Source organism: Chitinophaga rhizophila, assembly GCF_019492185.1.
GTDB classification, from domain to species: domain Bacteria; phylum Bacteroidota; class Bacteroidia; order Chitinophagales; family Chitinophagaceae; genus Chitinophaga; species Chitinophaga rhizophila.
Genome location: NZ_JAICCF010000005.1, coordinates 71,449 through 92,096 on the forward strand (window position 1 = coordinate 71,449; position 20,648 = coordinate 92,096).

Sequence of the window (20,648 nt, forward strand, 5' to 3'; positions counted from 1 at the left end):
TCTTCAATAACCATTACCATTCCATTACACCTCAGTTCATCACTGTAGCAGTATAGCTATGTGCATGTTTTTCCCTTAGTTGTTTTCTCCGACATCAACCAGGCAAGTATTCATTTCCATCTCAAGTCCACGTTGACATCGCTGCCAGCAGGCCGGGATGCTAGTGCGTTCATGTGCCTTAAGGGGTTAGTTATCTACGGATTTACGTGTCAGCCACTTCTCAAATATGGTGACGATATTACTTTCTACAAAGGGTTTCGTTACGAAGTCATCCATCCCTGCCGCCAGGCACTTTTCTCTTTCTCCTTTTACATTGCCGGCAGTTAATGCAATAATGGGTATATGTACATGCCGGCTGATTTCCCGGATTTTGCCCGTCGCTTCATAGCCATTGACAATTGGCATCTGGATATCCATGAATATAATGTCGGGTAGTTGCGTTTCACTGCTTTCAAATGCTTCTTTTCCATTCTTTGCTTCTATGATCTGTGCGGCGGGAGCTATTTTCCTGATAATGGTGCTGGCAAGCAGCATATTGATAGGGTTGTCTTCTGCAATCAGAATACGGATATTTCCTTTGATCTTCCTGGTTTCCCTGTTCAGTTGATAAGTATTTTCTTCCTCGTCTTTTTTCACATACAGATGGGAAAGTGCATGATATAACTCCTGTATCTTAATCGGTTTCAGTAACCGCTGATTCACTTTCAGTTCCTCACAGGCACGGATCAGCTTTTCATCATCAGCTGAACTATGCAGCAGCACAATGGCAGGTTCGTACGCATGGTTGCTGAAGTTATCCCTGATCTTGCGAATGGTCTCCAGGCCATCCATGACTGGCATATGGTAGTCCATCAGTATGGCATCATAATGTTGTTTCGTCATGAGGAACTGCAGGGCTTCAATACCATTCGCCGCTTCGTCGCAATTGATATTTTTAAGCTGCAGCATTCTCCGTACGATGATACGGTTGTTCTCATTATCATCTACGATCAGTACCTGTTTGACCAGGTCCATGTTTTCCCAGGTAATAGCGGCACCGTCTTCCGTTTTAACGGTCAGCTCAAAGAAAAAGCTGCTGCCTTTTCCGGGCGTGCTTTCCAGCTGTAATCTGCTGCCCATCAGCGCGAGTAGTTTATTGGAGATGCTTAGTCCGAGGCCGGTGCCTCCATATTTTTTGGTAGTAGAAATGTCTTCCTGCAGGAAAGCTTCAAATATCTTTTCTTGTTTATTCTTACGGATGCCGATGCCTGTATCTCTTACTTCAAAACGGATGGTAGTCATACCAGGAGAGGGGTGGGCGATTGGTCTGATCTCCAGTTCAATTTCTCCTTTTTCTGTGAATTTGACAGCATTGCTCAACAGGTTCAGCAAGATCTGTTTTAACCGTACGCTATCTGCCCACATAAAGCGGGGCAGCTCGTGCGATACGTTCAGCAGCATTTCCAGCCCTTTCTGTTGCGCCTGAAAACTGAGGATATCACTGGCTTCACTGCTAAATTCAAAGATGTCGCATTTGCTGATATCGAGTTCTATCTTGCCGGCTTCGATTTTGGAAAAGTCAAGTATATCATTGATGATGCTTAACAGGGAATTGGCTGACTGGTTAACGATGCTGATATATTGCTGCTGCGTTTCGTTGAGCGCCGTTTTCAGCACAAGGTCGGTGAAACCGATCACCCCATTCAGCGGCGTACGGATTTCATGGCTCATATTAGCCAGAAACTCTGACTTTGCTTTACTGGCATATTCCGCCTGCAATTTCGCTTCTTTCAGGTCGCGTTCTGCTTTCTTACGTTCGGTGATATCAATCGCAATTCCCAGGTAGCCCGTTACGACAGCGTTGTCTTTGATAGGTGTGACCACCATGGATACGATAATCGCGGAGCCATCTTTACGTACGTAGGTCCATTCCCGGCGCTCAGAGCCTTCTATGTCTGGTATGTGTGTAAATACCTGAAAGCCTTTGATGCGTTTCCCGTATTCCCTGGAAAGCTCAATTCCTCTGGCAGCAATTTCTTCTTCAGCGTGGAGGATGTTCCAGGAGTCTTTGCCGGTCACTTCTGCAGCGGTATAACCCAGCAATCTTTCTGCTCCTTTGTTGAACAGTGTGATAACACCTGTATCATCAGTCGCTATAATACTTACTTCGGAGGCAGAGCGCAGTACATCTTCCAGTAGCTGCCTGGATTGTTGTATCGCTATGTCAGCTTTTTTCTTTTCATCAATATCCTGGAAGGTGCCGTATAGTCTTTTACAGATACCGTCTTCAAATTCTGCGTAGCCGATGGATTGCACCCATAGTTTATTGCCGTTGGCGGTCAGTATCTGTAATTCTATCTGCCAGGGCGTATTATGGGTGATGGCTTCTTCAACTACCTTATTCAGTAGCTGTTCATTATCGCCGGTATAGAAAATCCATGCATTTTCGGGAGTGAGTACCATGTCGGGTGGTACCTCATGTATTTCCCTGGTAACGGAGGACCAATGCAGTTCATTTTTCACCAGGTCAACTTCCCATCCACCGATGCGTGCTACCCGGTTGGTACGTTCCAGCAGTTCCTTTGTGCGTTTAAGGTCATTCTCCAGTTCATGCCGCTCGGTAATATCGGCAGCATTTCCAATGACATAGGCGTTGCCACTCCCGTCATTGATCAGTACATTATTGAAGAGCCAGATGCGCACGTGTCCTTGTTTGTGCCGGGTATGCATCAAACCGGTCACTTTCCCTATTTCCCTGATCTGTATAAGGTATTGCCGCAGGTGATCATGATAGGAGGCAGGGACCAGCTCGAAGAGGGTCATCTGCATCAGTTCTTCCGTGGTATAGCCTACACTGTCGGCACTGGCTTTATTAACGTAATTGATGTTGCCATCCAGGTCATGCCGGCACATCATGCCCAGGGAGTTTTCAAAGAAGGTGCGGGCGTTGGTCTCACTTTCTATCAGCTGTTGTTCTTTGATGCGCTCGCTGGTAATATCGCGGCCCATCGCAAACAGATTACCGGTATGTGCCTCCGGAGTGGCTACCCATTGTATGTGCCGGTAGCCGCCTGCTTTTGTGCGCACCCGGTGACTAAAGAGGACGGTAGATGCGCCGGACCCCATATGCTCCAGTTCACGGGCGGTACCTGCCGCGTCCTGGGGATGTACCAGGTCCAGCACTGACATGTTATTCAGTTCATCCGCAGTCCATCCCAGCAGCGTGGTAAACGCGTCATTGAACCTCCATAGTTTGCCGTAGAAGTCGGCTATACAAAGCAGTCCTTCACTCAGGTCAAACAATTTAGTGAAGTAATAATTTTCTGTTCTTCGTCTGTTGATCCGGATTGTTTCTATGATCTTGTCGGTGATGATGCGTAATGCCTGTTGCTGTTGTGTAGTTAACGAAGCAGGAGTAGTGTGCATCACATAAAATGCACCCAATACAAAGCCGCGTTTGTCAATCAGCGGGAAGCCGGCAAAGGCGCGTATATGTGGCGCATCAATGACGGCTTTATTGTCGCGCGTGACAGGATCTTCGAGTGTATCTGTTACCTCGGTATATGTTTGTTTGTGCAGGATGTGCTGCAGGAAGCCCCAGTCGGGCGATGTTTCCCGGATACCGGGTACAGCTGTAGCAGAAACGATCAGTTGAAGGTCGTTTCCGGCAATGCAGATGGCGGAAAAGGGGAATTGGCATGTCAGGCCGGCCAGTTCTGTGAACTGATCAAGCGCCGGCTGCGGGGTGAGTTGAAGCAGCCCGTATTCCTGTAACGCTCTTAGCCTTTCCGTCTCACTTTTTGGGGCAGCATTCTCATTCATATGAACATGGAACTATGTACGCAATATAGTCAGATAATCAATACATACTGATTTTCAAATCTGATGGATCTGCCAGTTAGCATAATCTTCCGGTTACAGGGCTGGCCGCCGCTGATGGTACCTTTGATCAGACCGCCAGGGGAAGTTTGCTTTGCTTGTATGGCATAAGTTATCTTGCTTCTCCATAGGCTGTGACGGCTGACGGGTCATATAGCGGCACCATATTCATTTACATAACACATCTGACGACTAAATGTTTTTATCATAAGCAGGAATAAGGTGGTACGTGTCACGCCGGGAACTTTCCCGGTTTACCGGCAGGGTTGGCTACCGGAATTTATGTAGTGGAGGCAGGCGGAGTAGCTAAGAAATTTACGCTGCATGCCGGAAGTCCGGGTGATTTATGTTAATTTCTGCAAACCATTGGTGAAAACCCGTAATATCCTATTCAGCGCCAACAGGTATTTTTGAAAGAATGGGGAATCAACCAAATCTCGTTAAACAGAACTAAGGAATACACGTGAAGAAAACATTTTTTTGTATCGATGCGCACACCTGTGGTAATCCCGTCAGGTTAGTAGCCGGCGGAGGGCCTGTCCTCTACGGAAATAATATGAGCGAAAAGCGTAATCATTTTCTGAAAGAATATGACTGGATAAGAACAGGATTAATGTTTGAGCCGCGTGGCCATGATATGATGAGCGGCAGCATACTGTATCCGCCTCATGACCCTGCCAATGATGTAGGCGTATTGTTCATTGAAACCAGCGGTTGTCTGCCAATGTGCGGGCATGGCACCATCGGTACGATTACCATTGCGCTTGAGGAAGGGTTGATTCAGCCGAAGGTACCCGGTATTGTGCGGATGGAAGCGCCGGCAGGACTGGTGCTGATCGAGTATAAGCAGGAAGGTAAAAAGGTGAAGAGCGTCAAGCTGACCAATGTGGCTTCGTACCTGGCCGCTACCGGCATTGTGGTGGAATGTCCTGACCTGGGACCGCTGACGGTGGATGTGTCTTACGGAGGCAACTACTACGCCATTGTAGATGTTCAGGAGAATTTCCCCGGCCTTGAGCATTATACCGCTTCTCAGTTGATTGGCTGGGCGCGGGAACTGCGTAAGCGAATTAACGAGCAACATACATTCATACACCCTGACAATCCTCATATAAATGGCTGTTCGCATGTACTGTGGACAGGCGCGGTGATGGACCCGGCATCTACCGCCAGGAATGCCGTATTCTACGGAGATAAAGCCATAGACCGGTCTCCCTGCGGCACTGGTACCTCTGCCCGTATGGCCCAATGGTATGCCAAAGGGAAACTGAAGAAAGGGGATCAGTTTATACATGAAAGTATTATCGGATCCCGCTTTATCGGTACGATAGAGGAAGAAACGACTGTGGCTGGCGTGCCGGCTATCCGCCCGGGTATTGAAGGCTGGGCAAGGATATATGGGTATAATACCATCTCAATTGATCCGGAAGATGATCCGTACGCATACGGATTACAGGTGATTTAAACTACAATATGGAAGTAATCATAATTGGCGGAGGAATAATAGGCCTGAGCAGTGCCTTTTATCTGCAGCAGGCAGGATATACAGTAACAGTAATTGACAGGACCGACCTGTCGGACGGATGCTCTTATGGCAATGCCGGGTATATCTGTCCCAGTCATTTTGTGCCGTTGGCAACGCCTGGCATTGTGCGGCAGGGATTGAAATGGATGCTCAATCCTAAAAGTCCTTTTTATATCAAGCCCAGTCTGAGCAGCAGCATGATCAGCTGGGGATTGCAGTTCATGAAAAGCGCCACAAAAGAGCATGTAGAGCGGTCTGCAGTTCCTTTGCGGGATATTGCCCTGCTCAGTAAACAGTTGTATGAGGAGTGGGCGCAGGTACCCGGACTGGACTTTTCGTACGATCCGCAGGGAATGCTGGAGCTATATAACACACCGGAAAATGAACACCATGCAGCAGATACCGTCAGGGATGCCGCCGCACTGGGAATAAAAGCAAGTTTGATCGATAAAGCCACATTGCAGCAAATGGAACCGGATACAGAAATCCGGGCGCTCGGCGCAGTATATTTCCCGGGTGATGCACAACTCTATCCGAATCAGCTGATGCGTAGTTTGCAACTGTATCTGAAAAGAAACGGCGTACTTTTCCGGGGAAAGGAAGAAGTCACCGGTTTTGTGACCGAAGGGAATAAAGTAAAGGGCGTAAAGACGTTGGGTGGCGTATATGCCGCAGACCATGTAGTGGTGGCAGCAGGAGTATGGAGCCGGGAGCTGGCCCGTGAACTGCAACTCCGGATACCTATGGTTGGCGGCCGCGGATATTCCGTCACGTTGGAGAACGCCCCGTATAAAGTGAGACGCTCCGTGATTCTCAGTGAAGCGCGCGTAGCAATTTCTCCTATGAATGGTAATAAGATCCGCTTTGGTGGCACGATGGAAATTACCGGACTAAATGCACCGCCACGGATGCAACGGGTACAGGGCATCCTGGAATCAGTAAAACGATATTTTCCCGCGTATGATGTACCACTGCCACCGGCAGACCAGGTATGGTACGGATATAGGCCCTGTAGTGCAGACGGTTTGCCGCATATTGGTAATATGGAACGTTATCCGAACGTGACAGTAGCGACAGGGCATTCTATGCTGGGTATTAGCCTGGGAGCCGCCACGGGCAAACTGGTCGGTGAACTGGTAGCCGGAACCCCGACATCTATGAATATCTCTCCGTTTAAAGTTGAAAGATTCAGTTAAAAGAACTTATGAAGAAATTTATTTACTGTCTGTTAACAGCCGGATGTCTCATCGCCGCCGGTAGCGCCACTGCGCAGGAAAAAGACATGGTCACGCTGCAACAACACTATGATGCAGATAAGGGCAGCCTGCTTCGTTTTTACCGGATAGAAAACTCACCCGAAAGACGGGAAAGGCTCAAAACATTTCACAGCGACTACCTGCAACAGCTGGGCCGCATCAACTTTGACCAGCTGGCAACAGGAGAACGCGTGGAATATGTGCTGTTCAAAATGAAATTGCAGGAAGAGATCCGCCAGTTAGATGTGGAGGCAGCAGAATATAACAAAGTAGCCGGATGGTTTCCGGAGGCAGATAAAATCTATGCAGCAGAGAAATTAAGAAGGCGGGGAGTGAAGCAGGATGCGCAGGCACTGGCCGCTACCTTGAGGGATATGGCAGCAGCGCTGCAGGAAAAGGCCAGGCAATTGCCGGCTGCCAAAGGGCTGGACATCTATCAGCTGCGCAGAGGCGTAAGTACGGCCAGGGGGCTGTGGACAGCCATACATAGTATTTATGATTTTTATAACGGCTATGATCCCCTGTTTACCTGGTGGGTGCCGGCACCATATAAGAAGCTGGATAGCGTACTGAAAAGTTACGCCGTACTGTGGGAGCAGCAGGCGAAGGCCCTGCCGGGCGTAAAGGATGATGGCAGCGGTATCGTAGGTTTCCCTATCGGAAAGGATGAACTGGTGCGTCAGCTACAGCAGGAAATGATTCCTTATACGCCGGAAGAACTGATTGAGATAGCGAATAAGGAGTTTGCCTTCTGTGATGCAGAAATGCTGAAAGCGAGCCAGGAAATGGGTTTTGGCAAGGACTGGCACAAGGCGATGGAGAAAGTGAAGAATACGTATGTGCCCGCCGGCGAGCAACCGGATGCCATTATGAAAATATACGATGAGTCCATGGCCTTTCTGAGAGAAAAGAATCTCATTACTATACCACCATTGGCAGAGGAGACCTGGCGGATGATCATGATGACGCCGGAGCGGCAGCTGGTGAATCCGTTCTTTACCGGCGGGGAGGTGCTGAGTATATCGTATCCGACGGATGATATGGAGGAGGGGGATAAGCTGATGAGTATGAGGGGGAACAATCCGCATTTTTCGCGGGCTACAGTACATCACGAGCTGTTTGCCGGTCATGCGCTGGAGCAATTTATGAACAATCGGTATAAGAGCTATCGGAACTTTGATACACCATTCTGGGTAGAGGGCTGGTCTTTGTACTGGGAGATGCTGTTGTGGGACCAGCGATTCCCACGTTCTCCGGAAGACAGGATCGGGATGTTGTTCTGGCGGATGCACCGTTGTGCACGTATATTGTTTTCACTTAACTATCATCTGGGCAAATGGACGCCGCAGCAATGTATCGACTTCCTGGTGGAGAGGGTAGGGCATGAGCGGGCGAATGCAGCCGGGGAGGTGCGCCGTTCATTTAAAGGCGATTACAGCCCCTTATACCAGGTAGCGTATATGATTGGCGGTTTGCAGTTCATGGCGCTGAAGAAAGAGCTGGTTGACAGCGGGAAAATGACTTATCAGCAGTACCATGATGCGGTAATGAAGGAAAACAGTCTGCCGGTAGAGATGGTGCGGGCGATTTTGACAAATCAGCAGTTAGGGAAAGATTTCCGGACGAGCTGGCGGTTTTATAAGTTGTAACAGCTGAATGTATGTAATAGCGAAAGGGCCTGCATCACCATGCAGGCCCTTTCGCGTAATATGATCTGTAGGGGGCCGGAGGGGCTATTTGAATGCCACGCCGATACCCACGGTAATCTGGTTTGTTTTCCAGTCGTATTGTGGAGCAGGAACATTGTTGATGTTGCTGAGACCCATTACGTAGCGGCCGATGAAACGTACGTTACCTACGTTCACCTGTGCACCGGCTACAGCGCCTACATCGCTCTTCTTGAATGCGTCCCTGTTGCCTTTCAGCAGGTTTTCATCGATGAAGTACATATAGGTGTATTGTGCACCGAGGTTGAAGGTCAGTGCAGGGATCGGTGAGTAGCGTACCAGTAATGGAACGGTTGCAGCACTCATGGAGATTTTCTCCCTGGCGGAGGTATTGTGATGCGTCACATATCTCCGGGAAAAATCGGTTCCTTTTTTAGCAGAACTCTGTGTAAAAAGCAATTCTGGCTGGATACCCCATTTTTTGTCCTTTGTCAGGTTAAATTCAAAGAACGCACCTCCCTGAAATCCTGGTTTGAAGCCTGACTCAAGTCCTTCTCCCTTGATGTTAGAGAACATCAACGTTGCTTTCAAACCGTAATTGACACGTTGTGCATTGGCTGCAGTTCCTGTAATTACTGCTAGGATCCCTGCCAGTAATAATCCTTTTTTCATAGATACTATTTGACGATTACAGATGATCAAAATTGAATTACGTCGCTTGTACGCAATTCAGGCTAAAAAATTCGCGGGCAAACATACGTAATTCATGCTAGATCATAATTATTATGTCTCAAAAGTTTTACCCGGAGTTAGATACCGTTTGCAGCTGCGGGTTTAAAGACCTACTGGCATAACAGGACAGACGCTCTATAATCATCGACGAACAGTGGAAAAGTATCGTTTACTGCCAGTGAGGTGCATCCCTTCTTTTTTTATTATAATTGTTTTCCAGTAACATTGTAGTCGAATATGGATCAACTTATCATAATAATTTTCGCCCTGATCTCCTGCGCCGCCCTGGGAGCGGTTATTAAGGTTGTCACCAGGAGTCATCAGTTAAAGACAAGGATTGCCGTGCTGGAAACGCAGCTCACCACAGCTGAACAGTCATCAGTAGCATACCGGAACGAATTGTATAACAAACAGGCTGATATTGAGCAGCTGAACACCCGTTTGCAGATCATGCAGGAGGAGACAATTCGTATTGAGAGTAACGGAGAAGCCCGTTACCGGGAGGCAGAGAACCGGCTGCGGGAACAGCAGGAGTTTATTGATCGGTCAAATGAGCAACTGAAAGACGCCTTCAATACGATATCATCCGAAGCGCTGAAGCATAACAATGCCTCATTTGTGGCATTGGCTAAGTCAGTGTTGGAAACGCAGGTGACGGATGCGAAGGGCGATCTGGATAAGCGCCAGCAGGCTATTGATGCACTGGTGAAACCATTGACGGATACCCTGCACCGCTTTGACGAAAATATGCGTCAGCTGGAGAGTAGTCGTCAGCAGCAGTACGGGCAGATCAACCAGTTCATACTCGGCATACAGCAAAGTACCGAGAAATTGCAGAAAGAGACGCATAGTCTGGTGAGTGCGCTGAAGACTTCACATATCAGGGGCCGCTATGGGGAGATTGCACTGAGGAGAGTGGTGGAATTTGCCGGTATGACAGAACATTGCGACTTCAGTGAACAGGTGTCTGTGCATACGGAAGAGGGCACCTTACGTCCGGATATGATTATTCGTTTACCGGAGGGTAAAACAATTGTTGTTGACTCGAAGGTACCACTGAGCGCATATATGCGTGCATTTGAGACAGAGGATGAAGATGAGCGCAGGGTGTTGCTGAACCAGCATGCGCAGGCAGTACGCGAGCACCTGAAACAGCTGAGTGCCAAAGCCTACTGGAGTCAGTGGAAGTCTTCGCCTGATTATGTGATACTGTATATGCAGATAGAGTCTTCATTTGGCGCAGCATTACAGGCAGATCCTACATTGATCGAAGATGGTATACGAAACAGGGTGGTATTTGCGACACCTACCACGTTAATCACACTGCTGCGTACAGTAGGTTTTGTATGGCAGCAGCTGCATGTAGCAGAGAATATTGAAGATATACGTGCCGCAGGCATAGAGTTATATAACCGTACGAATGTATTACTCAGGCATTTTACTAACATCGGCGGTAGTCTGAAAACAGTACTCGGTCATTATAATGACGCGGTGGCTTCGTTAGAGAGCCGCTTTATGCCACAGGCACGGAAATTGTATCACCTGGGGCCGGCGCTGAAACAGACGCTGCCAGATGTGAAACCAATAGAAGCAGGCGTAAGGCACTCTGCCGTGCAGCAGGAAGAGCTGATACCAGGAGAGGCAGAGCAAGGCACCGCAAACAATTTATGATGTGCTGACAGGGTATAGCACTGGTTAGTGCGAGCTGCTGGTCATATTCCTGCCTTATTTTAAACAGGGCGTAATGTGGGGGTAGTAAACGGAAACGATCGCCCGGAAAGGGTACATGTTCGAATACACGAATTAGTCTTCCGAATTTGACACCGCGGTAAGATGACTGCTGATGAGGTGTATCTTTACGATATATCCGGAGAAAGCCAGGTGCTACAACAGGAAGAAAGTGAAGAAGGGTGATTTTATCATCAACCCTGCCTATGAAGGAGTTGCTGCTACCAGGGAAAAGGTATAGATAGTTCCAGCCGGAGAGGGCCACCGGGGGAACGGCAGTCAACAGAAGCATACACACGGCGTGGAATATGAAGACGCCAAATGGTCATAACCTGTTTTTAGGGAAATATACGATTACATACATCGCTGACTGATTACCGCATGTTACTGATGGGGGTATTGAAAGTACCGCCTCAAGGACATAGTGGGGAGTCTGGTTTCAGCAATGTGTGGCAAAATATACACAGTTTACCCCAGAATCGCTGCTTTCGATAGCTGATTCTGGTAAGCTATTTATACCGTATGCCAACAGCCTGGTAACTAGCTGTCATAGTCCTGTCCTGATAGCAAAGGCCAGGGGGATGGAGGTATAACATGCCGGATGCGGAGTTTACAATTTTTAACTAAATGGATGAAAGTGAAAGCTACTTTTAAAAGAAATCTGCTGATTGGATTTGGAGTATCGCTGTTACTGCTGGTTGTCAGTTCGGTAGCATCATTTTTTAGTATCCGCAATCTTCTGATAAGCGCCTACCAGGTGGATCATACCAATACGGTCATCCTGAAACTGGAAAACACGCTGTCATACATGAAGGACGCAGAGACCGGCCAGCGGGGATATTTGCTGACGGGGGATGAACAGTTCCTGGAGCCTTATAAAGGCGCGTATGATAGTGTGCTGATGACCATCAATTCACTGAGAGAGCTCACAGCAGATAATCCGGAGCAGCAGATCGGGGTAGAGCAATTGCGCCTGCTGGTGATCAGGCGGCAGGCATTACTCCGGGAATCCATCAATAGCAGAAGAACCGGAAAGGCTATTAGTGTAGATACCCTGCAGAGTGGTCGTTTTATCATGAATGATGCACGCCGGCTTACCAGTATAATGGAAGACCGGGAGAAGAGATTACTGGCAGTAAGAACGCAGAATCTGAATCGTATATCGGGATATACCCCTGTTCTTATAGTAATTGCAGCCTTGCTGGCTTTACTGATCACGTCTGTGTTCTATGTACGGGTGAAACGCGATTTTGAAGAGCGCTCCCGCCTGCAGGATGCACTGGAAGATAAAGACCGTGAGATCACCCGCCGTATAGATATTATCCGCGGTATAGCAGAAAGGATCTCAGCCGGCGATTACAGCACCCGTGTGAACGACGAGCAGAAGGATGGACTGGGTAGTTTGTCAGTCGCATTGAACAGGATGGCGCATTCACTGGAGACTTCATTTAGTCAGCTGGCAGAGAAGGAATGGCATCAGACAGGAGTAGCCGGTTTGTCTAACAAAATGGTAGGCGAAAAGGATGTACCTACCCTTGCTGCTCATATCGTAGAGTTCCTGGCAGAATATACGAGGAGCCAGGTAGCAGCGCTTTATTTGTCTGGCGCAGGCAACCGTTTACATCTGACAGCCAGCTTCGCACTTTCCAATACCAGTCGCCGTCAGGAGTTTACCGTAGGGCAGGGGCTTGTGGGACAGTGTGCAGCCAGCGGCAAAACATTATTACTGAAAGATATTACCCCGGAAGATATTACCATTAGCTACGCCAGCGGAGAAATCCGTCCGCGTAATATAGTCGCTGTACCGATCATTTATGAGGGACATGTGAGAGGCGTTATCGAACTGGCATCTATCATAGACTATCAGCCTAATGACCTGACGTTCCTGGAATCGGTTACGCATAACATCGGTCTGGCTATCAATACTTCCGAAAACCGTCGTCGTGTGCAGGAACTATTGGAGGAGACACAGGCACAATCAGAAGAACTGCAGGTGCAGCATAGTGAACTGGAGAATATCAATACCGAACTGGAAGCACAGGCACAGAAGCTCCAGGCATCCGAAGAGGAACTGCGTGTACAGCAGGAAGAGCTGCAGCAGGCCAACCAGGAGCTGGAGGAACGTTCCCGCTTACTGGAAGATCGTAACCAGGTGATTGTAGAGCGTAACCTGGATATACAGAAGAAAGCTGAAGAGCTGGAAATCAGCACAAAATATAAGTCAGAGTTTCTGGCCAATATGTCGCATGAACTACGTACACCACTGAACTCTATCCTGTTATTAAGCCGCCTGATGGCAGAGAATAATGAACAGAACCTGACCGAGGACCAGATAGAATCAGCACAGGTGATACAGAGTTCTGGTAAAGGACTGCTCAACCTGATTGATGAGATACTGGACCTGTCGAAGATAGAAGCGGGGAAGATGGACCTGGAATTTGCGCCGGTACCTGTGCACGAGATCTGTACTGACATGGAGGCGCTATTTGCACCTATCGCACGGGAGAAGAATCTGGCCCTGCACGTTGAGGTAATGGCGGAGGCACCCGCGCTTATTGAGACAGACAAGATGCGGCTGGAGCAGATACTGAAAAACCTGCTGTCAAATGCATTGAAGTTTACAGCGAAAGGAGCAGTGACTTTACAGGTGACGTCACTGTCACAGGATCCGTCTATCGTAAGGTTTGCCGTGCGGGATACCGGTATTGGTATACCAGCAGATAAGCAGCAGATGATATTTGAAGCATTTAAGCAGGCAGATGGGTCTACCCGCCGTAAATATGGCGGCACCGGTCTTGGACTATCTATCAGCCGGGAGCTGGCAAAGCTGCTTGGCGGAGAAATACGACTGGAGAGTGAGCCTGGGCGCGGTAGTGAGTTTGTGGTAACCATACCTGTTCGTCCGCAGGAACAGGAAGAGCGTACGCCGCCCCCGGCTACACAGCAACAGGCAGAAGCAGTCTACCATGAGGCTGTGCAGGCGAAAGAGAAAAGGGATGAATTTATTGCTTCAGAGATACCACAGGAAATACCTGACGACCGCAATAGTCTGAAAGCAGATGATAAGATCATACTGATCGTCGAGGATGATACGAAGTATGCAGGTATCCTGCTGGACTTTACGCGTAAGCGGGGGTATAAAGGCATCGTAGCAGTACGTGGCGACCATGGTATTGAAATGGCGCAGCGATACAGGCCGGCAGCGATACTGTTGGATATAGTACTGCCGGTACAAAGTGGATGGCAGGTAATGGAGGCGCTAAAGTCTAACCCGGTTACCCGCCCGATACCAGTGCATATTATTTCTTCCCTGGAGGCGAAAAGGGAGAGTCTGCAGAAAGGCGCAGTTGACTTCATTGACAAGCCGCTGGCGCTGGAGCAGATGCCGCGGATCTTCCAGCAGCTGGAAAATGCGCTGACTAAGAATCCGAAGAAAGTGCTGATAGTAGAGGAGAATCCCAAACATGCGGAGGCACTGGCATTCTTCCTGGAAAACTTCAGTGTAAGCACGGAGATTACCGGCAATATCAGCAGTAGCGTAGAGGCTTTACAGAAGAAGGACGTGAACTGTGTGATCCTGGATATGGGCGTGCCTGACCAGCATGCGTATGAGACGCTGGAGACAGTAAAGAGCAATCCGGGATTGGAGAATCTGCCGATCATCATCTTTACCGGTAAGAACCTGTCAAGGGCAGAGGAGAACCGCATCCGTCAGTATGCAGATTCTATTGTGATCAAGACAGCACATTCTTATCAGCGTATGCTGGATGAAGTAGCGTTATTCCTGCACCTGGTAGAGGAAAAGGCGAATCATAATAAGCCGGTAAGAAAGCAGCAGATGCCACTTAAAGAAGTGTTGCAGGGCAAGACGGTGCTGATTGCAGATGATGATGTACGGAATATCTTCTCGCTTACGAAGGCGCTTGAACAGCATAAGATGACGATTATTTCGGCCCTGGATGGAAAAGAAGCGCTTCAGCAGCTGGAAAATAATCCGAAGATTGACATTGTGCTGATGGATATGATGATGCCGGAAATGGATGGTTATGAGACGATCCGTACTATCAGGAGCAACACGAAATACAAATATTTACCTATACTGGCAGTAACGGCCAAGACGATGCTGGGAGACAGGGAAAAGTGTATCAAGGCCGGAGCGTCTGATTATATCTCTAAGCCGGTTGATATAGATCAGTTGGTATCGTTACTACGCGTCTGGTTGTATGATAATACCAGAAGTTGATCATTAAAAGAACAAGAACTAAACAGCATGGGATCCTCTTTAAAAAAAGTGCTGATCATTGACGATGACACCAGGAACATCTACGCATTACGCATGGTGTTGAAAGTCAAAGGCTACGAATGTCTTACGGCAATGGATGCACAGGCAGGATTGCAGATTTTGTCTGAGCAGCCAGACGTTGGGGTAGTCCTGATGGATATGATGATGCCGGAAATGGATGGTTATGAGGCGTTGTCAATTATCCGGTCAGATGAGCAATTATCTGGTATACCAGTGATAGCGGTTACGGCGCAGGCGATGGTGGGTGATCGTGAGAAGTGCCTGGCAGCAGGGGCTTCGGAGTATGTTTCCAAGCCCATCGATCAGGAGGTGCTGCTAGACCTGCTGAAAAATAAATTCAATATGTAATTGCGTCCAAATATTAGTTATCTTTCACGTGTGAAACAACGTGTAATATATGCGTGTTAACATGTAATTAACTCTTTTACGCTGCCGGAAAACGGATATTTACGTTAACAACTGTTAACATATCCCAAAACAACTGTTATGCAGCAAATGGATGATTCGGCAATGCTTATCGTGCTTAAAGAGGGCGAGATAAAGGCTTATCAGTACTTTTTTATGAAATACTACAAGCCGCTCTGTCTGAAAGCAAGGATGATGCTGAACAACATGGATGAGGCAGAGCAACTGGTAAGGCAGTTGTTTGTGAAGGTTTGGGAAGAGAAATTATATTTGGAAATAGAACATTCGGTTGGAGGATATTTTTACAGACTGGTACATAACAGTTGTGTCAACATTCTGAAAAAAGGTTCCAATAACCGGTTGTCGAACGATCCGGGGTTCTTACTGATGCAGCAGGTGATCGTACCTTTACGGTGGTTGCTGGTACTGCGAAGGAGACAGGTGACGTTGGACGGTGGCACAGGAATGAGTTTGTCTCTCTTATCAGACGAAAGATTCCGCCCGGATTTATCTACTATACTGCATGGTATGCACCTTTTGAAAAGCAAATGTAAAGCTGCCCTGAAAGCCCTGATACTCCGGATCTATCCATGAGTGCCAACGAAAAACCTATTGCCCTTTAATGAGTAAGAACTTTGTTTTTCCCACATGAGTTACAACGAGGAACATATTTTTCAGCTGATACTGGAAAAGCTAAGCGGCGACATCAGTGATGAAGATAACCGTTACCTGGAGCAGATTGCCCGGGTAGATCCTAACGTAAGACGTTGTCTGGATGAGCTGGAAGGCGCGCGCGACGCCGTTGGCCCTGACTTTATGAATGATCTTCATAACGAAAGAGCCTGGAGCAGCGTATTATCCCTGCTGCATGCCGATCAGGAAAAGAAACCCCAGCAAGATATTCCCCCTGCAATACCTGAAACGCCGGTAATTTCCATGCATGAACCATCTGCTACCCGGTCATCCGGCAAATGGTGGCTGGCAGCAGCAGTAACGCTGATGGTAGCTGTAGCGGGATATTATCTACTCGGAAGCCGGTCAGCCGCAGTAATCGTAGACGGAAATGCAGAGCTGATAGCGGCAGTTCCCGTTTGGGGTGACGTACGTTTGCTGGTAGAAGAAGGCGATACGATCCGTCTTTCGGGTCAGACAAGCGAAGAAATCAGTACCCAGAACGCCCGTCTGCAACCGCAGGAGGGCATGTTGTCATTCCAGCCTGTAGATGGCGCAGGAGGATGGAACACGCTGTTTGTACCCACCGGTAAAGACTATAAGGTGCAGCTCTCTGACGGATCAGTCGTACATCTGAATGCCTTTTCCCGGCTCAGATTTCCATTCTCATTTGACGGCGAAAACAGGGAAGTATACCTGGAAGGAGAAGCCTATTTTGATATCGCTAAGAAGGCAGATCAGCCTTTTATAGTACATACTGCCGGAACCGCGGTGAAAGTGCTTGGTACATCGTTCAATATCAACGCTTATTCCGATTCTATTATCGTTACGTCCCTGGTATCAGGAAGCGTTATTAGCGATACGGAAGACAATGACAGTGTATTGCTCAGGCCAGGTATGGAAGCAATATACCGTAAAGGCTATCAGCAGCAGCAAAGCAATTTTGATGAAGCTATTACCCTTGCCTGGAGAAAAGGTGAATATAGCTACTATAATCAACCGCTGGGCACACTCGAGGCTGTACTTTTCCACTGGTACGGTAAGCAACTGCACTTTGACGAACCTTCACTGGCTAGTAAGATGCTGACCGGTGTGATTGTACGTGATCAACCAGTCACAGAATTTCTGGAAAGCCTTGACAAAACATCCAATATAACCTATCGTATTACGGAGGATAAGATATATCTTAGATCAAAATAAGCCACATCTGTTTCGAAAGCCAACTGTAATATCAGTACCATAAACTGAAAAGATGGTAAAGCATGTTTGTAAGGCGATCAGAATCCTATTGTTAACGTGCTGCCTGTTGTTTCCTGCTATCCTACAGGCGGCCAGGGGAACAGCAGATAGCTCAAGGGTGACTATTACCGGTAAGAATATATCACTAAATAACGTTTTTAAGAGCATTGCCCGTCAAACGGGCTACTACTTCGTTTTTGATAATGCCATCATCGACGGTAATGAAAAGGTCTCCCTGCGTTATAAAAATGCGCCCTGGGAAGATGTACTCGCATATGTACTGAAAGGCAGGAACGTCAGCTGGTTTAAAACAGGCAGGCGCATCTATCTGCAGCTTGCAGAGACAACTAAAAATGCGCCCGTTATGAATCCTGCCCCTCATGTCACCATCCGGGGGCGTATCACAGATATCAATAATCAGCCAATTCCCGGCGCAACTGTTGTGCTGACCGGCACAGGAAGAGGTATGACGACGAATGCCAACGGTGAATTTGAACTGTTCAATATCAGTCCTCCAGCTTCGTTGCATATATCCTCTTTAGGCTACCGTACGGTTGACACTATACTGCAAAGCGTCAGATTGCACGATATAAGGCTGGCAGATGCTGTCAATACCCTTGATGCTACTGTCGTGATCGGGTATGGCTCCAGCAGCCGCAGATTGCTGACCGGAGCTATCAGCAGAATTACTGCCGAACAGCTGGAAGCACAACCTGTAGCCAATGCCCTTGCTGCATTGCAAGGCCAGGCACCCGGTGTACAGGTGACCAGTACCAGCGGACTACCCGGTGCTCAGGTGAAACTGTTCATTCGCGGGCGTAACTCAATTGCCGCCGGCAATGATCCCCTGTTCATTATCGACGGGGTTCCGTTTGACATTACGCCACTCAATAATACAGAAGACCTGTACGGAGCCGCAGGACGTATTAGTCCCTTTAACAGCATCAATCCCGCTGATATAGAAAGTATCGACATCCTGAAAGATGCCGATGCTACCGCTATTTATGGCTCCCGTGGTGCAAACGGAGTGGTGCTTATCACCACAAAAAAAGGCACGCCTGGAAAGGCTAAAGCAGATCTTAACATCCGCACAGGTATAGGTGTGACGGCCGGTGATATGCCGATGCTGAACATACGTGATTACTTGGCATTGAGGAAAGAGGCTTTTGTTAATGACGATATCCGCCCCTCTGCCGCTAACGCCCCTGACCTGCTGCTCTGGGACTCGACGCAGAATACCAACTGGTTCAGGAAACTACTGGGAGGAACTGCCCCTATCACGAATGCACAGCTCAATATGTCAGGCGGTAATAGTTATAACAACTACCTGGTAGGAGGGCATTTTTATAAGGAAGGAACGGTATTACCTGCCGATCTGGGATACCGGCGTGGCGGGTTCAGGGCCAGCTTTCAGCACCAGCACCCGGAACACAGGCTGGAGGCAAATTTCTCCGCCAGCTTTATGGCTGACAGAAACAAGAGTATCGCCAGTGATATATTCAACTTCTATGCGTTGCCGCCCAACTACCCGTTGTATGACAGTGCAGGCATGCTATACTGGGGGTCTGCTTTTGACAATCCTGAAGCGCATATGCGGCAACAGGCTGAAAGTAAGACAAATAACCTGCTGACCAACCTTGTACTGCGATACAGGTTGTCTCCCGGGCTTACACTAAAGACTAGCCTCGGACTGTCAGATATCAAAATGAAACAGTTCTTCTCTTTTCCACAATCTACCCAACATCCTAATAACGCGCCGACCAGCTTTATCCGCTCAGCAGAAAATAGCCGGCAGTCTTTTATTGTGGAGCCGCAGGCAGATTATAACCTCGGTCTCGGAAAGGCGAACTTGCACGTCCTGGCAGGAGGTACCTGGCAACAAACAACAAGAAAAGGTATTCTGGCCATAGGGCAAGGCTATACCAATGAAGCAGATATGACTTCATTACAGTATGCTGATACAATCATCCGTAGGCCGGATACTTATGCACTATACCGGTATGTATCGTTCTTCACCCGCCTTACGTTCGACTGGCAGAAGAAGTACCTGCTGAATGTAAGCTACCGGAGAGACGGTTCTTCCCGCTTCGGTCCTGGCAGACAGTTCGGTGATTTTGGCGCTGTCGGATTAGCCTGGGTATTTACAGAAGAACCTTTCCTGAAACAACTGCCCTGGCTAAGTTTTGGTAAAGTCAGAGCCAGCGGAGGCATTACCGGAAATGACCAGATCACTGATTATCAATACATGCGTAACTATGGTAATAATGCCAGTTACCTGGGTGAGAATACACTCGCGCCATTACGCATTGCCGACAACAACTATAGCTGGGAAGAGAACCGTAAAATGGAAGCTGCAATAGAGCTAGGTTTCCTGCAGGATAAGCTTTTCTTTTCTGCTGCCAAATATTGTAACCGCAGTAGCAATCAGCTGGTAGGGTATCAACTGCCCGGTATTACCGGCTTCACCAGCTACCAGGCTAACCTCCCCGCAGTCGTTGAGAATACCGGCTGGGAATTTGAAGTCCGCACCAGTAACATCAGCAATACCAATTTCCAATGGACAACTTCTGCCAACATATCATTCTTCAATAACAGGCTGAAGAAGTTTCATAGTCTGGCGGTATCGTCTTATGCTAATGCATACGTAATTGGCCAGTCGCTTAATATACTCCGGGGCTACCATTTTACTGGCGTAGATCCGCTGACAGGCCTGGTACAGTTTGAAGATTTAAATAAAGACGGTAAGCTATCCACGCTTAATGACTTTGTAACAATAGCCAATCTTGATCCTGCTTATTACGGTGGTATACAGAATGACCTGAGTTATAAAAATTTCAGTCTTGGTTTCTTCCTGCAGTTTAATAAGCAACAGGGTGTAGTACCAGCAGTGCGTCCCGGTGAATTTGCTAACCAGCTGACGCAAAGTCTACACCGTTGGCGGCAGCCTGGCGATATAACCAGTATCTCCCGGTCTACTGCCACAGCGGGTAACACAGCATATGACCAGAGTGCAAAACTGGCATTATCCAACGCTGTTTATGAGGATGCATCCTACTTACGGTTAAAAAACCTGTTTATCACATATACCTTGCCGGCAGCGGTACTAAAAAGATTGAAATTGCAACTTTGCAGGATCTATCTGCAGGGACAAAACCTGGTAACGGTAACTGGCTATAAAGCAGCAGATCCTGAGACCCAGATACTCGTACCTGCACTGAGAGTAATAACAAGTGGTATTCAGTTAACATTATAAGCTGAAAGAG

The 20,648-nt window shown here is 48.0% G+C and carries 12 protein-coding genes; 10 read left to right on the forward strand and 2 right to left on the reverse strand.

Annotation, left to right across the window (positions count from 1 at the left end):
• Positions 1 to 186: 186 nt before the first annotated feature.
• Positions 187 to 3,801, reverse strand: coding sequence for a PAS domain S-box protein (locus K1Y79_RS24630; RefSeq protein ID WP_220252877.1), 3,615 nt, complete (start codon positions 3,799 to 3,801; stop codon positions 187 to 189).
• 520 nt (positions 3,802 to 4,321) lie between these two features.
• Between K1Y79_RS24630 and K1Y79_RS24635 the strand changes: the two genes are divergently transcribed.
• Genes K1Y79_RS24635 through K1Y79_RS24645 form a run of 3 tightly spaced genes read left to right on the forward strand, consistent with a single transcriptional unit; the run spans position 4,322 to position 8,288 of the window.
• A complete protein-coding gene (locus K1Y79_RS24635) occupies positions 4,322 to 5,323 on the forward strand; it encodes a 4-hydroxyproline epimerase (protein ID WP_220252878.1) in 1,002 nt (333 codons plus the stop codon).
• A gap of 8 nt (positions 5,324 to 5,331) precedes the next feature.
• Positions 5,332 to 6,579: an NAD(P)/FAD-dependent oxidoreductase gene (locus K1Y79_RS24640; protein WP_220252879.1), complete on the forward strand. Its 1,248-nt coding sequence runs from the start codon at positions 5,332 to 5,334 to the stop codon at positions 6,577 to 6,579.
• Between the two features lie 8 nt (positions 6,580 to 6,587).
• A complete protein-coding gene (locus K1Y79_RS24645; RefSeq protein WP_220252880.1) occupies positions 6,588 to 8,288 on the forward strand; it encodes a DUF885 family protein in 1,701 nt (566 codons plus the stop codon).
• 84 nt (positions 8,289 to 8,372) lie between these two features.
• Here K1Y79_RS24645 and K1Y79_RS24650 read toward each other — a convergent pair whose 3' ends face one another.
• Positions 8,373 to 8,978 carry a porin family protein gene (locus tag K1Y79_RS24650; protein ID WP_220252881.1) on the reverse strand — a complete coding sequence of 202 codons (606 nt, stop codon included), beginning with the start codon at positions 8,976 to 8,978 and terminating at the stop codon, positions 8,373 to 8,375.
• 297 nt (positions 8,979 to 9,275) lie between these two features.
• On the opposite strand from K1Y79_RS24650, the gene rmuC reads away from it, so the two are divergent.
• The 7 genes from rmuC to K1Y79_RS24680 all read left to right on the forward strand — a co-directional run bounded on the left by rmuC (position 9,276) and on the right by K1Y79_RS24680 (position 20,638).
• The gene (rmuC, locus tag K1Y79_RS24655; protein ID WP_220252882.1) at positions 9,276 to 10,709 is read left to right on the forward strand and encodes a DNA recombination protein RmuC; all 1,434 of its coding nucleotides are present in this window, start codon (positions 9,276 to 9,278) and stop codon (positions 10,707 to 10,709) included.
• A gap of 172 nt (positions 10,710 to 10,881) precedes the next feature.
• Positions 10,882 to 11,007, forward strand: a complete 126-nt coding sequence (locus K1Y79_RS29350; protein WP_262903201.1) for a hypothetical protein — start codon at positions 10,882 to 10,884, stop codon at positions 11,005 to 11,007.
• A gap of 390 nt (positions 11,008 to 11,397) precedes the next feature.
• On the forward strand, positions 11,398 to 15,009 hold the full coding sequence (locus tag K1Y79_RS24660) for a response regulator (protein WP_220252883.1): 3,612 nt from the start codon (positions 11,398 to 11,400) through the stop codon (positions 15,007 to 15,009).
• A 27-nt stretch (positions 15,010 to 15,036) separates the two neighbouring features.
• Positions 15,037 to 15,417 carry a response regulator gene (locus K1Y79_RS24665; RefSeq protein ID WP_220252884.1) on the forward strand — a complete coding sequence of 127 codons (381 nt, stop codon included), beginning with the start codon at positions 15,037 to 15,039 and terminating at the stop codon, positions 15,415 to 15,417.
• Positions 15,418 to 15,555: 138 nt separating this feature from the next.
• The gene (locus K1Y79_RS24670; protein WP_220252885.1) at positions 15,556 to 16,068 is read left to right on the forward strand and encodes a sigma-70 family RNA polymerase sigma factor; all 513 of its coding nucleotides are present in this window, start codon (positions 15,556 to 15,558) and stop codon (positions 16,066 to 16,068) included.
• A gap of 54 nt (positions 16,069 to 16,122) precedes the next feature.
• Positions 16,123 to 17,346 (forward strand): FecR family protein, encoded by a 1,224-nt coding sequence (locus K1Y79_RS24675; RefSeq protein WP_220252886.1) that lies wholly within the window; start codon positions 16,123 to 16,125, stop codon positions 17,344 to 17,346.
• Positions 17,347 to 17,398: 52 nt separating this feature from the next.
• Entirely contained in the window at positions 17,399 to 20,638 is a 3,240-nt protein-coding gene (locus tag K1Y79_RS24680; RefSeq protein ID WP_220252887.1) for a SusC/RagA family TonB-linked outer membrane protein, read from the forward strand.
• Positions 20,639 to 20,648 lie beyond the last annotated feature (10 nt).

What these genes read in the sequence shown, in the direction of transcription:
- K1Y79_RS24640 (WP_220252879.1), top strand. Translation starts at nt 5,332, where the DNA reads ATGGAAGTAATCATAATTGGCGGAGGAATAATAGGCCTGAGCAGTGCC.
- K1Y79_RS24660 (WP_220252883.1), top strand. Translation starts at nt 11,398, where the DNA reads ATGAAAGTGAAAGCTACTTTTAAAAGAAATCTGCTGATTGGATTTGGA.
- K1Y79_RS24680 (WP_220252887.1), top strand. Translation starts at nt 17,399, where the DNA reads ATGGTAAAGCATGTTTGTAAGGCGATCAGAATCCTATTGTTAACGTGC.
- K1Y79_RS24630 (WP_220252877.1), bottom strand. Translation starts at nt 3,801, where the DNA reads ATGAATGAGAATGCTGCCCCAAAAAGTGAGACGGAAAGGCTAAGAGCG.
- K1Y79_RS24645 (WP_220252880.1), top strand. Translation starts at nt 6,588, where the DNA reads ATGAAGAAATTTATTTACTGTCTGTTAACAGCCGGATGTCTCATCGCC.
- rmuC (WP_220252882.1), top strand. Translation starts at nt 9,276, where the DNA reads ATGGATCAACTTATCATAATAATTTTCGCCCTGATCTCCTGCGCCGCC.
- K1Y79_RS24675 (WP_220252886.1), top strand. Translation starts at nt 16,123, where the DNA reads ATGAGTTACAACGAGGAACATATTTTTCAGCTGATACTGGAAAAGCTA.
- K1Y79_RS24665 (WP_220252884.1), top strand. Translation starts at nt 15,037, where the DNA reads ATGGGATCCTCTTTAAAAAAAGTGCTGATCATTGACGATGACACCAGG.
- K1Y79_RS24670 (WP_220252885.1), top strand. Translation starts at nt 15,556, where the DNA reads ATGCAGCAAATGGATGATTCGGCAATGCTTATCGTGCTTAAAGAGGGC.
- K1Y79_RS29350 (WP_262903201.1), top strand. Translation starts at nt 10,882, where the DNA reads ATGAGGTGTATCTTTACGATATATCCGGAGAAAGCCAGGTGCTACAAC.
- K1Y79_RS24650 (WP_220252881.1), bottom strand. Translation starts at nt 8,978, where the DNA reads ATGAAAAAAGGATTATTACTGGCAGGGATCCTAGCAGTAATTACAGGA.